The following is a 13533-nucleotide window of genomic DNA, read 5'->3' on the forward strand; positions in this document are numbered from 1 at the left end:
GAGACACATGCATTACCGCCGCCCTAAAGTCAAGTGATCAAACAATCATTTTACAACTCTTCACAGCTTCACAGTTCAGCCTTGTGTCAAACCCGAACGAAGATATTAAGACCTTCGAATATAATCCTGAAATCAATGGCAATATGCGTATAAATAGTGTCATTCAAACAGGAAGGTGAACTTTTTTGTATCGCTCCATCCAATGGGCTATTGGTGCATTAATAGAAAAATCCCGTCCAACGGATCAGCGGTGCTGCCGATCCGGACGGGAAAACAGAGGAACTATGGAAACAGTTTTACGTCCCGCAACCGGAGAGGCTTCCGGCCTCCCCTTTACCGGACTCGGACACGACCTTGCCCCCGTTGCCGCACACGCTGCTCTTCTCGAGTGGGTACCGGCACCGCGCAAGGCCGTGCTGCTTCAGGACCCTTCGGGCTTGCACCCGACGCGTCCTGAGACGTTGCCCGCAGTTGCCGGATTCGGGCTTCTCGTGGCGCTGGGCCGCGAGATTCGGGGACGCTAGGAACGCAACACCCAAGGAATCGAAGGAGGCAGAATGTCAGTCTCACGCAGACAATTCCTCAAGCTCACGGCCGGAGCGGCCACCGCCAGCGCGTTTGGCGGACTCGGCTTGAGTCTCTCCCCCACCGTGGCACAGGCGCAGTTGCTGAAGCTGCACTGGGCCAAACAGACCACCTCCGTGTGCTGTTACTGTGCCGTCGGCTGCGGCCTTATCGTGCACACCGCCAAAGACGGACAGGGCCGGGCCATCAACGTTGAAGGCGATCCGGACCATCCGATCAACGAAGGCGCTCTCTGTGCCAAGGGCGCATCCATCTGGCAGCTCGCAGAAAACGACCGCCGTCCCGCAACCCCCATGTATCGCGCTCCCTACAGCAATGAATGGAAGCCCGTATCGTGGGAATGGGCCTACGAACAGATCGCAAAGCGCGTAAAGCAGACCCGCGACGAATCTTTCCAACTGAAAAACGAGAAGGGTGAAGCAGTCAACCGCACCGAGGCAATCGCCTCCGTCGGCTCCGCCGCAATGGATAACGAGGAATGCTGGATTTACCAGAGCTTCCTCAGATCACTCGGCCTGGTGTTCATAGAACATCAGGCGCGGATTTGACACAGCGCAACTGTAGCGGCTCTGGCAGAGTCGTTCGGACGCGGTGCGATGACCAACCACTGGATCGACCTCAAGAACAGTGATTGCATTCTGATAATGGGCAGCAACGCTGCCGAAAACCACCCCATTTCCTTCAAATGGGTGCTGAAGGCCAAGGACAAGGGCGCAACCCTTATCCATGTGGACCCCCGCTTCACGCGTACTTCGGCCAAGTGCGACATGTACGCCCCCATCCGCTCCGGTGCGGACATTCCGTTCCTCGGCGGCATGATCAAGTACATTCTCGACAACGAGATGTACTTCAAGGACTACATCGTCAACTACACCAACGCCGGCTTCATCGTCGGCAAGGACTACAAGTTCAAGAACGGTCTGTTCTCCGGATTCGACCCCAAGAAGGGCTCCTACGACAAGACGAAATGGAACTTCGAACTGGATGAGAACGGCGTACCCAAGCGTGACGTCACACTGAAGAATCCGCGTTGCGTCTTCAACCTGATGAAGGAGCACTACAAGCGTTACACGGTGGACAAGGTTTCCTCCATCACCGGTACGCCCAAGGAAGACATCCTGAAGGTCTACAAGGCATTCGCCGCCACGGGCAAGAAGGACAAGTCCGGTACCATCATGTATGCCATGGGCTGGACCCAGCATACCGTGGGCGTGCAGAACATCCGCGCCATGTCTATGATCCAGCTTCTGCTTGGCAACATCGGCGTGGCGGGCGGCGGCGTGAACGCACTGCGCGGCGAATCCAACGTGCAGGGTTCCACCGACCAGTGTCTGCTCGTGCACATCATCCCCGGCTACATGGCCACCCCCAGTTCCAAGTGGCCCACCCTTGTGGAATACAACAAGGGCAACACCCCGGCTTCCAAAGATCCCATGTCCGCAAACTGGTGGGGCAACAAGCCCAAGTACATCGCCAGCCTTCTCAAGGCCATGTACCCCGGCGCCACACTTGAAGACGGCTACAACTGGATGCCCAAGCTGGACGGCCACAAGCCCATGACCAACTACTACTGGCTGTCGCTCTTCGACAAGATGTCCCACGGCCAGTTCAAGGGCTTCTTCGCATGGGGGCAGAACCCCGCCTGCGGTGGCGCCAACGCCAACAAGACTCGCGAAGCCATGGGCAAGCTGGACTGGATGGTGAACGTAAACATCTTCGACAACGAAACCGCTTCGTTCTGGAAGGGTCCCAACATGGAACCCGGCAAGATCAAGACGGAAGTATTCTTCCTGCCCTGCGCGGTTTCCATTGAAAAAGAAGGTTCCGTCACCAACTCGGGCCGCTGGATGCAATGGCGTTACGCAGGTCCCAAGCCCTTTGCCGCAACCAAGCCCGACGGCGACATCATCCTTGAGCTGATGGAAAAGATCCGTGAACTCTACCGCATGGAAGGCGGCACTTTCCCCTTCCCCATCACCGGCCTGAACACCGGCGACTGGCAGAACGACCACGGTCATTTCGATCCGCACAAGGTAGCCAAGCTCATCAACGGCTACTTCCTGAAGGACAAAGAAATCAAGGGCAAGCTCTACAAGAAGGGCGAGCAGGTTCCCAGCTTCGCCTTCCTGCAGGACGACGGCTCCACCTGTTCCGGCAACTGGCTCTACTGCGGTTCCTACACGGAAAAGGGCAACATGGCCGCCCGCCGCGACAAGACGCAGACCGCCGAACAGGAAAAGGTTGGCCTCTATCCCAACTGGGCATGGTGCTGGCCGGTAAACCGCCGCATTCTGTACAACAGAGCCTCTGTTGACCCCAAGGGCGTACCCTACGCACCAGAAAAGGCCGTCATCAGCTGGAAGGACGGCAAGTGGATAGGCGACGTGCCGGACGGCGGCTGGGACCCGGGCACCAAGCATCCCTTCATCATGCAGAAGCATGGCTACGGCCAGATATTCGGCCCCGGCCGTCAGGAAGGCCCCTTCCCCGAGCACTACGAGCCGCTTGAGTGCCCCGTGCTGGAGAACCCCTTCTCACCGCAGCTGCATAACCCCACCGCGTTCAAGGTCGCAGGTGAAGACCGCGCAGTATGTGACCCGCGCTTCCCGTTCGTCGGCACCACCTACCGCGTGACCGAACACTGGCAGACCGGTCTCATGACCCGCTTCCAAGACTGGCTCATTGAAGCGGAACCCCAGCTCTTCTGTGAAATCAGCGAAGAACTGGCCGCCCTGCGCGGCATTGAAAACGGCGAGCACGTCAAGGTCTCCAGCCTGCGCGGCGAGCTCGACTGCGTAGCCATCGTGACCAAGCGTATCAGACCCTTCAAGGTGCTTGGCAACGAAATACACATGGTCGGTCTGCCCTGGCATTACGGCTGGGTAACCCCCAAGAACGGCGGAGATTCCGCCAACCTCCTCACTCCCTCCGTGGGCGACCCGAACACCGGTATTCCGGAGACCAAGGCGTTCATGGTTGACGTGAGAAAAAAGCAGGGAGCGTAAGCCATGGCTAAGAAGTTCTTCATCGACCTTACCCGTTGCACGGCATGCCGAGGCTGTCAGATTGCCTGCAAGCAGTGGCACAAGCTCCCCGCAGAGGAAACCATCAACTGGGGCTCGCACCAGAACCCCCGCGACCTCTCGTTCATCACCTACAAGCTGGTGCGCTTCACGGAGATCATGAAAGACGGCAAGGTGGACTGGCTGTTCTTCCCCGAGCAGTGCCGCCACTGTACCGAACCGCCCTGCAAGGGGCAGGCGGATCTGGATGACGAACGCGCAGTGCTCAAGGATGAACTGACCGGCGCCATCATCTTCACCGAGTACACCAAGCTGGTAGACGGTCAGGGCGTACGCGAAGCCTGCCCGTATGACATTCCGCGCCTTGATCCCGAGTCCAAGATGCTCTCCAAGTGCGACATGTGTCTGGACAGAGTGCACAACGGCATGAAGCCCGCGTGTGTCCTTTCCTGCCCCACGGGAACCATGAGCTTCGGAGAAGAGGATGAGATGATGGCTCTGGCAGAAGAGCGCCTTGCCATTGTCAAGAAGCGGTATCCCAAGGCCGTTCTGGGCGATCCCCACGACGTGCGCGTTGTATACCTCTTCCAGGAGGATCCTGCGGAGTACTTTGAGAAGGCCGTTGCCGATGCTAGCCCGCAGCTCATGAACCGCAAGCAGATGTTTGCACGCATCATGGGCAGGCAGAACCGTAAGGCGTAACTGCCATACGGTGACCACAACCTGAAACTCTCCGGCGGGCTTCTTCTCTCAACGGAGGAAGTCCGCCGGACTTGTTTTGCTGCCCTCCCGTTTCCCGCACAGGGCAGCACCGCACGGCGCACAGACCTGCCGGTTGTGCACCGAGAATGAAATGTATTGTTCGTGCTGTTACACCCGACAGCACTGCACCTCCGATTCTCTCGGAGACTCATCCCTGCCGCCTGCGTTTCACCCGACGCAGGCGGTTTGGGTTGAATGAGCACCCTGTAATTTGATTATTATTCGCCAACTGATCTTGATCGGCAAAGCATATCTGGTAGTCTTACTATATGGTTTTCTGTCACACCTCTGCGGGAGAGTCGCATGACCAGAAGAACACATAACAAACGAGGATTAACGCAAAACTTTTATATAGTAAAAGGACTTGCGACAGAAGAAGCGCAGCAGGCAGAACAATTGCGTGCTCCCAAATCCAAAAACCTTTACATAGTGAAAACCGATGAGGAAACAATCCATAAATATGCCGATACGATATACGACTTCGTAGACAACACCGGAATTTTCCTCCTCATAACCACCGACCGTAATTTTTACACCACGTTTAAAGCCGCCCTATCTTATGATCTAGGCCTTGAACCGGAATTCATACGGCTGATTCACGACATAAAACGCGGAGCGGAGCTAGTACACCTCTGCGCCAGCCGCGGACTTACCCCCATGATATTTCTCCAGCGCACTATAGACTGCGAATTAACTCTGTCATTTCTGCAGTTCATGAAGGCTACCTTTCCTAAGTTTCCCATCATTCTGATCTCTCACGGCGTGGACAAGCATAGGCTCTACCAGTTCTACGAAGAGGGGGTAGACAGCTGCCTTGCCATTCCTACCTGTGCCAACGAGGTAATCAAGAAAATTGCGAGCACCATAAAACCGCAGAACGAAATCCAGCTCCTGCTCAATGAGGGTAACGGAATGCTTGCCGACAGGCTGTTTGAAGACGCCATAGAAGTAGCAAACACCATCCTGTTGCAACTCCCGAACAACAGTGCGGCACACATACTCAAAGGAGACGCACTCAAGGGGCTCATGAAAAGAATTGAAGCCCTGGAGTCATACGAAAAAGCTGAAAAATGTTGCCAGAACATCATTGAACCATGCCAACGCATTGCCACCATACACCTTGAGGACGGCAACTGGGACAATGCACTGAAGTATCTAAAAATACTAGATAAATCCGCGCCGCTTAACTACAATAGAAAAATCAAGATTGCACAGATTTACATGGAAAACGGCACGCCGGATGCGGCCCAGTCCTATTTTGATGCGGCCATCAGAGCTGCAAAATCCGAAGCACTGAATAATGTTGGCGAAATGATCATGAATATCGCCGACATTGTACTTGATCACGACCCCATTCTCGCGGCGGCCTATTACAGGCAGAGCCTCAGAACCATAAAGGGCACCAACAGCCCTCTGGCCATGAACACGTATAACCGGCTCGGCATATCGCTCAGAAAGCAGGGGCTTTGGAGCGAAGCGGTTGAAGCCTACTCTGAAGCGGCACGCTTTGCCCCCAAGGATGAGAACATCCAGTACAATATGGCGCTGGCCTTTGCTGAAGGCGGAGATTTCGAATCGGCAAGCGGACGGCTTGCCAACGCCCTGAAGCTGAACCCGGAACTGTGCAAAAACAGACCGGAGACAGCCCTCGCAATGGGGCAAATATTCGCAAAAGCCAATCAGACAAAGGTTGCCCTGTTCTGTCTTGAATGCATACCTGAAGACAACGCCTTATACGGCGCAGCGGCAACACTGGCCCAGCAGCTTACCTCCGAGAGGACATAAGCCCTTTCTGCCAATCGGCTTCCACCCTGTTCCTCCGGGACTCCTATCGGCATTCATAGTTATCAACGTCTCTCCAATCCTGCATATCGCCTTTGTCTTCGGGCATATTCCGCACTTCCCTTGCAGCCCGAAACAATGCTAGTCTCCTGCGTACACCCACAGGAGAAGATACATGAAAGCTGTCGGCATTGTCGGCTACAAGAAATCAGGCAAGACCACTCTCACGGCAAAACTGGCCGAAGCCCTTGAGGCCCGCGGCCACAGAATCGCCATTGCCAAATTCACCCACCACGGTCTGGACAAGGACGGCACGGACACCGCCACTTTTGCGGGCCCCAACCGCACTGTCATCGGGCTCGGCCCCGAGGAAACAGCCATTTTCTGGGGAGAGAAGCGTTACCTCATTGACCTGCTGCCTCTCGCGCAGGCGGACATTCTGCTGGTGGAAGGTGGTAAGGACCTCACGTGGCTTCCGCGCATTCTATGCCTGAAGTCCGCATCGGAAGCAGAAGACCTCGACAGAGGCCTTGCCTTGGCAACCTATGGCGACGTGGCCGCCCCCTATCTCAAATCATACCGTCAAGATACTCTGGACAAGCTTGCCGCGCTGGTTGAAGAACGGGCCTTCCTGCTACCCGGGCTGGACTGCGGTGCCTGCAACGCCGGAACCTGCGAAGGCGTTGCCAAGTCCATTGTCAAAGGCAAAGGCGTGATACGCGATTGCAAGAGCGTTAACACCGAAGGCTTTTCCATTACCGTGAACGGTTCGCCCGTCGGTCTCAATCCCTTTGTGGAACGTATCATCCGCTCCAGCATCACCGGCATGCTGGGAGAACTCAAAGGCTACGCTCCGGGAGAGGTGGTCATCACCATCAATAACTGACCCCCACCTATACATGATACAACAAGGGAGGCGGGCAACCGCCTCCCTTTATTCTTCACGCCTACTTGGTCAGCCCCATCTTCCGGGCTCTGCGCAGATTCAACAACTCCACGCCAAGGCTGAAAGCCATGGCAAAATAGATGTAGCCTTTGGGCACATGAAGACCAGCCCCCTCGCCCACCAGCGTAAAGCCCACCAGAAGAAGGAAGGCCATGGCCAGCATCTTGAACGAGGGGTGCGCTGTCACAAACTCGCCTATAGGCTTGGCTGCAAACAGCATGAGCCCCACAGAGGCAATCACGGCAAGCATCATGATCGGCAGATGCTCCACAAGCCCCACCGCCGTGATGACGGAATCCAGCGAAAAGATGATGTCGAGCAGCACGATCTGCACAATGGCAGCACCAAAACCGGAGGCGCGAGGCGCGTTTTCCGCATGGGAGTCCTCCATCTCATGATGGATTTCCATGGTTGCCTTGGTCAGCAGGAACATGCCCCCGACCAGCAGAATCAGATCGCGCCCTGAGATTTCCCTGCCGAGCACTTCAAAGAGCGGGGATGTCAACGACATGACCCACGATATGGACGCTAGCAAGACCAGGCGCATTCCCATGGCCAGCAGCAAACCGATTCTCCGGGCCCTGTCACGCTGCGAGGCGGGAAGACGGGAAGTGACAAGGGAGAGAAACACTATGTTGTCGATACCGAGCACAATCTCAAGCACGGTGAGCGTGAGAAAACCGATCCACGCATGGGGATCAAGCAGCCATGTGAACATGGAAAATACCTTGTGCGGACAGGAGAGCGAAAACCGAAAAGCCTGCAGACGGTCCGAGCGCCCTTCAGCTTTCAGGTCTTGCCAAGGTTCCCCCGCATGCGCCAGAGCCGGAACGGCCCGAGATTGTTGGTGCATGCTTTCCGGCACACGCCGGAAACGGCTACTCCCCTGATGAGGTGAGGAAGGAACTATCTGCCTCAATCTGCCTGCCGTCAAGAAAATCGAGCCCAATTCTTCCGCTATACCAGCCACAAAGGCCAATCACTCAAAAATAATAGTGTCACCCCACTTGATAAGCAGAAATTGTTTGTGTAAACAACCCATACTTTCGTAACGCGGCAAGGCGGCCCCCAGAAGGCCTGCCCGCATAATGCACGCTAATGGCGCAGGAAACGGAGATACGCATGTACTTCAAAAACTACGACAATACGATCCATTTCGAAATCATGGTCCGTGTTGCCAAAGCTTTTCACAGCGAAGACTTCGAAGCCGCCGTGGACCGCATACCGCAGGAAATGCGCCCCCGTTCCCAGAAAAGCTCACGTTGCTGCATCTATCGCGACCGCGCCATAATCAAATATCGCTGCATGGCAACGCTCGGCTTTGCCATCGAGAATGAAGACAACGAACTCAAGCCTCTTTCCGCCTATGCCCATGAAGCGCTCAACCGCGAACGGCTGAGCGGGAACATGATCACCTTCATCGATGAGGCCTGCAACGGCTGCGTACGCACCCATTATGAGGCCACCAGCGCATGCCGCGGCTGCCTTGCCGAAGCCTGCGTACAGCACTGTCCCAAGGACGCCGTGCAGGTAGTGAACGGCAAGTCCGTCATTGATCCGGACAAGTGCATCAAGTGCGGCAAGTGCATGGACGCCTGCCCCTACCACGCCATTGTCTACATCCCCATCCCCTGCGAAGAATCCTGCCCCACCGGCGCCATTTCCAAGGACGTGAGCGGCAAGGAAGTGATCGACTACGGCAAATGTATTTTCTGCGGCAAATGCATGGCCGCCTGTCCCTTCACGGCCGTACTTGAACGTTCGCAGATGATTGACGTGATGCAGGGCCTGAAGAAAAAGCAGTCCATGGTTGCCATGATAGCGCCTGCCATTGCGGGCGAATTCAACGCCAGCATGAAGCAGCTGGCGACCGCGCTGCGCAGGATAGGCTTTGCCGATGTGGTGGAAGTGGCCGCAGGTGCGGACATCACCGCCCGTCTTGAAGCCAACGAGTTCATTGAGCGTATGGAACACGGGGCTCCCTTCATGACCACCTCGTGCTGCCCCGCGTACACGGAGCTTGTCCGCAAGCACATTCCCGAACTGGGGCCCTTTGTTTCCGACACCCGCACCCCCATGCACTACACCGCCCAGATGGTGAAAGAGCAGGACGATAATTCCTGTACCGTCTTTGTCGGCCCCTGCGTGGCCAAACGCCACGAGGGCACCAACGACGAACTGGTGGACTACGTGCTGACCTTTCAGGAACTGGAAGCCATGTTCCAGGCACAGGGCGTTGTCATTTCGGAATGTGAGGAAAGTGAATTCGGCATTGCCGGCTGCCGAGAAGGCCGCAGCTTCCCCGTGAGCGGCGGAGTGACTGCAGGCATCCGGTCCATGATCAATGAGCGCGCCGAGATTCTGCAGCCCACCATTGTGGACGGTCTGAATTCAAAGTCCCTCAAGGAACTGAAAAAATTTGTAAAGCAGGGTGCCCCTGGTAACTTTGTGGAAGTCATGGGATGCGAAGGCGGCTGCGTGGCCGGTCCCGCAACCATCGTACCCGCCCGCAAGGCCACCAAGAAGTGCACCGACTACGCATCATCCAGTCCAAGTGCTCTCTGCGCCGAGAGGGCCGCTGACTGACCCACACGAGAGAAAAAAACGGAGTTTGCCCACTCCGAGTTTGATTATGCCTGCAAACCTTTCTCTCTAGCCCACTGGACCGGGGCAGCCCACATCCCCGGTCCACTTTTCCAGCACTGCGGGGGCGGCGCAACACTCCTATAGCACCCCCCAATCCCCAGCTCGCCCCCGCAGTACTACAGGCAAACGCATCAGGAGTTTGTATGCGTAACACCACCCGCCACCTTCCGGACTTCATTGACCACAACCGTATAGAATCTGCCCTTGCCGGTGCCCGAAGCAGCCGCAAGGACGATTCCCTCCGCATTCGCGACATACTGGAAAAGGCTGAAGCCAAAGCCGGTCTGTCCATGGAGGAAGCAGCCTGCCTGCTGCGTGCAGAAGCCCCCGACGATGCTCAGGCTATTCTGGAAACTGCCTCCCGCCTGAAGAAAGCCATCTATGGCAATCGCCTTGTCCTGTTTGCTCCACTCTACATTACCAATGAGTGCTGCAACCGCTGCCTGTATTGCGGTTTTCAGGACACCAACACCAAGCTTGAACGACGCACCCTGACGGACGATGAACTCCGCGAGGAAGTACGCATTCTCGAAGCGCAGGGACAGAAACGTCTCCTGCTGGTGTATGGTGAGCACCCCACGCTGGGCGCGGAGTGGATAGCCCGCACCATGCGCACGGTCTATGAGACAAGTTCGGGAGACTACGGCCAGATACGCCGCGTGAATGTGAACTGCGCACCGCTTTCCGTGGAAGACTTCCGCATTCTCAAGGCTGAAGGCATAGGCACCTACCAGTGCTTTCAGGAAACCTACCATCGTCCTACCTATGCGGCCATGCACCTGCGAGGCCCCAAGTCGGACTATCTCTGGCGCCTCTACGCCCTGCACCGCGCCATGGAAGCCGGCATTGACGACGTGGGCATGGGCCCGCTGTTCGGCTTGCATGATCCCGACTATGAATTGCTCGCCACGTTGAACCACGCGGCACAATTGGAAAAGGACTGCGGCGTGGGCCCGCACACGGTCTCCTTCCCACGGCTGGAGCCCGCCCTTGGTGCAGACGTGGCAAACCGCCCGCCCCATGCCCTGACGGACGAACATTTCACCCGCATTGTGGCCGTACTGCGCCTTGCCTTGCCGTATACCGGACTCATCCTCTCCACACGGGAATCAGCCCCCCTGCGGACCAGACTAATCGAAGTGGGCGTATCACAAATCTCCGCCGCATCACGGACCTATCCGGGCGGCTATGCAGATGCGCAGCGCGCTGCCAGCCAGAACAGGAACAGACCGGCCTGCGACTCACATGCGGCCGACCATCTATCGTCAAACTCAGGCAGACCGCAGGCGCAACAATTTGCCACGGGCGACCACCGCTCTCTGGACGAGGTGGTCCATGACATCGTGGCCAACCACGGCTATCTGCCTTCATGGTGCACAGCCTGCTACAGGGCGGGCCGTACCGGCGACCATTTCATGGATCTCGCCAAAACCGGGGGCATCCAGAAATTCTGCCATCCCAATTCCCTGCTCACCTTTCAGGAATACCTGCTCGACTACGCAAGCCCGCAGACCCGCACGGAAGGCGAACAACTCATTAAACGCGAACTGGAAGCCCAGCCCGAATCCCGCCGCCAGAAGCTGCAAAGCCTGCTGGCGCGTATCCGAAACGGAGAAAGGGACTTATACATCTGATTGCACATGCAATGGCCCTTGCCATGACAGAAGCCCGGCAACAGCTCCGATACGAAGCAATAAAAAGGGGCGGGATATAACTCCCGCCCCTTTCTTCATTCATATGGCAGTGTCCGGCACTACCTGGAATCCTGCTTCACCTTGAGATATTTCTCGGTAATACGATCTACCGTGCCGTCTTCATACATTCCCTTGAGGGCCTCATTCATACGCGCAATAAGTGCATCCCGTTCCGGCACGCCGGACATCTTGGAAACTATGAGATACGCCCCCTTTGGAGGCACAACCGGAACCGGCAAAGCTACCACCCTGCCCGCAAGGCCCTGCTGGTCAAGAAGGGTCATGGTTTCATAATAATTTGCCACGATGCAATCCAGCCTGCCATGCAGGAGTTTCTGGATGTTGGAATCCGTATCACCGACCTCCTCCACCACGAACCTGCCTTCGGAAGCGGCCTGAGCAAATTCATCCCCCAGACAAAACCCCCGATTGGTACCAATACGTTTTCCGAACAAGTCCTTCGCACAGGAAAAGGTAAACTCGGATCCTTTCAGAACAAAAACACTATAGATGCTGTTATGGATGGGATACTGCAGATACGTAGCGTAAGCTGCCCTTTCCTTTGTATAAAAAGCGGAGAAACCTGCGTCACTGAATCCCGTTTCCACATTGGAAAGCACCCTGTTCCATGGATACGTCTCAATGTCGCAGGAATAGCCTATTCTTGCACATAATTCGGTTACAACCTCAATATCTATCCCCTCTGCTCGGCCATCCCGCTCCATAACGAAGGGATAGAAGTCCTGGAGGGTAGAGATATGAAGGTTCTTCTGCCTGGCATGGCAAACGGAACAGCAACCGACAGCAAGGGCGACTATCCACAACAGAAAAACCAACCGCCTCATGCTGCCCCCTTGCATTTCTGGCGTATTATAACATCAATTGATGGTCCTCAAACCTTACAAAAGCCTCCCATGTTTAGTACGGCGCACAAAAAAAGTAAATCACCAAGATTTAAATATTAATGGTAACCAAACACAATATCGCATCCAACCTGCTTACAGGATTTCCGACTGGCTAAAAACAAGGCTGCCCGACTATTCGGCTGTGCGGAGCGGCGGATGCCCCACCTGCTCAGGCCACTTCCTACACGGCCTCCCGAGCGAGACTGTCTATCTCAAGTGGCTCGCTGGCTTCCTCGTTACGGGCAAGGGTAATGGCGCTCTTTGCGCACTGGAACCGACATACTCCGCACCCCATGCACAATCCGGCATCCACAACCGCCACAGCGTCTTTCATACGAATGGCGCTGAACTGACATTTCTTTGCGCACTTGCCGCACCCGACGCAGAGCTCTTCATCCACCTGCGCCAGATACCCTGAGGATTCCAGCATGGGAACGCCGTTGAAGTGGGCGCGCATGGCCCCGCAACAGCACGCGCAGCAATTGCAGATGGCATAATAACGCCCCAGTACCGCCTCCTTGAAAAAGGCATGGGTCACATGACCTCGCCGATTCTCCTGCTCAATCACGCGCACGGCTTCGTCCGGCGTGATGCGACGGCTCTTGTCGGGATGATGCTCTTCTATGAAGGTCACAAAGGGTTCGCCAACGATCATGCACACATCTATCGGCAAGCAGGGATTCTCGCTGTTCACGCGGCAGGGGCAGTCGAAGAGCACAATATGGTCGGGATGTTCCAAAATAAGGTCTTTTGCCGAGGAATACGGCAACACCTTTTCCAGATTGGGGAGGGCAATATTCCGCCTTACCATGATCAGCTTGCGGGCGGATTCGGTCCGCAGAACCTTGCCGTGGTATGTGTCCGCAAAGCCGCCGGTTCCCTTGGCGGAGGCAAAATCGCCTTCCTTCCAGAGGCCAAGGCGGTCGGCTATCCAGCACAGAGGCTCGTTGAGATACCGGGCAAGGGGATGATGCCCCTTGCCGATGCCGATGTAGAAATAAGGAAAACGCAAATAGAAATAGCCGTGCAGAAACTCCGCAAAGGAGAAGTCCTCTTTCTTGCGGAACTCCCTGTACAACTGCACAGTGGAAGGATGGGCCATGTGCTCCAGCACTCGTTCAAACTGCAACATGTCGTATATCTCCTTTCGTGCCGTGTGGTCCCTGAAAGCGGACGAAAGAGACATAGGA

10 protein-coding genes and 1 pseudogene are annotated in these 13533 nt (G+C 56.0%); 8 read left to right on the forward strand and 3 right to left on the reverse strand.

Annotation, left to right across the window (positions count from 1 at the left end):
* The first annotated feature begins 284 nt into the window (after window positions 1–284).
* The 5 genes and pseudogenes from N1030_RS08230 to N1030_RS08250 form a co-directional block, all read left to right on the forward strand.
* A complete protein-coding gene (locus N1030_RS08230; RefSeq protein WP_265828805.1) occupies window positions 285–524 on the forward strand; it encodes a hypothetical protein in 240 nt (79 codons plus the stop codon).
* Window positions 525–557: 33 nt separating this feature from the next.
* Window positions 558–3590: a formate dehydrogenase-N subunit alpha gene (gene fdnG / locus N1030_RS08235; protein WP_265828806.1), complete on the forward strand. Its 3033-nt coding sequence runs from the start codon at window positions 558–560 to the stop codon at window positions 3588–3590.
* Window positions 3591–3593: 3 nt separating this feature from the next.
* Window positions 3594–4310: a 4Fe-4S dicluster domain-containing protein gene (locus N1030_RS08240; RefSeq protein WP_265828807.1), complete on the forward strand. Its 717-nt coding sequence runs from the start codon at window positions 3594–3596 to the stop codon at window positions 4308–4310.
* A gap of 363 nt (window positions 4311–4673) precedes the next feature.
* Window positions 4674–6155, forward strand: coding sequence for a tetratricopeptide repeat protein (locus N1030_RS08245; protein ID WP_265828808.1), 1482 nt, complete (start codon window positions 4674–4676; stop codon window positions 6153–6155).
* 166 nt (window positions 6156–6321) lie between these two features.
* Window positions 6322–7038, forward strand: a pseudogene (locus N1030_RS08250) (molybdopterin-guanine dinucleotide biosynthesis protein MobB); the annotation flags it as partial.
* A 61-nt stretch (window positions 7039–7099) separates the two neighbouring features.
* On the opposite strand, the gene N1030_RS08255 reads toward N1030_RS08250, so the two are convergent.
* Window positions 7100–7816: a TerC family protein gene (locus N1030_RS08255; protein ID WP_265828809.1), complete on the reverse strand. Its 717-nt coding sequence runs from the start codon at window positions 7814–7816 to the stop codon at window positions 7100–7102.
* Window positions 7817–8220: 404 nt separating this feature from the next.
* Between N1030_RS08255 and N1030_RS08260 the strand changes: the two genes are divergently transcribed.
* Window positions 8221–9684: a 4Fe-4S dicluster domain-containing protein gene (locus tag N1030_RS08260; RefSeq protein WP_265828810.1), complete on the forward strand. Its 1464-nt coding sequence runs from the start codon at window positions 8221–8223 to the stop codon at window positions 9682–9684.
* A 203-nt stretch (window positions 9685–9887) separates the two neighbouring features.
* A complete protein-coding gene (gene hydG / locus N1030_RS08265) occupies window positions 9888–11378 on the forward strand; it encodes a [FeFe] hydrogenase H-cluster radical SAM maturase HydG (protein WP_265828811.1) in 1491 nt (496 codons plus the stop codon).
* 119 nt (window positions 11379–11497) lie between these two features.
* Here the strand turns inward: hydG and N1030_RS08270 are convergent, their stop codons facing one another.
* Window positions 11498–12283 carry a substrate-binding periplasmic protein gene (locus N1030_RS08270; protein WP_338033331.1) on the reverse strand — a complete coding sequence of 262 codons (786 nt, stop codon included), beginning with the start codon at window positions 12281–12283 and terminating at the stop codon, window positions 11498–11500.
* Between N1030_RS08270 and N1030_RS08275 the strand changes: the two genes are divergently transcribed.
* Window positions 12197–12403 (forward strand): hypothetical protein, encoded by a 207-nt coding sequence (locus N1030_RS08275; protein WP_265829130.1) that lies wholly within the window; start codon window positions 12197–12199, stop codon window positions 12401–12403. The two genes, N1030_RS08270 and N1030_RS08275, sit on opposite strands and share 87 nt — an antisense overlap.
* A 121-nt stretch (window positions 12404–12524) precedes the next feature.
* Here N1030_RS08275 and N1030_RS08280 read toward each other — a convergent pair whose 3' ends face one another.
* Window positions 12525–13475 (reverse strand): ATP-binding protein, encoded by a 951-nt coding sequence (locus N1030_RS08280; protein WP_265828812.1) that lies wholly within the window; start codon window positions 13473–13475, stop codon window positions 12525–12527.
* Between the last annotated feature and the right edge of the window lie 58 nt (window positions 13476–13533).

It is taken from the genome of Desulfovibrio mangrovi (assembly GCF_026230175.1).
GTDB classification, from domain to species: domain Bacteria; phylum Desulfobacterota; class Desulfovibrionia; order Desulfovibrionales; family Desulfovibrionaceae; genus Halodesulfovibrio; species Halodesulfovibrio mangrovi.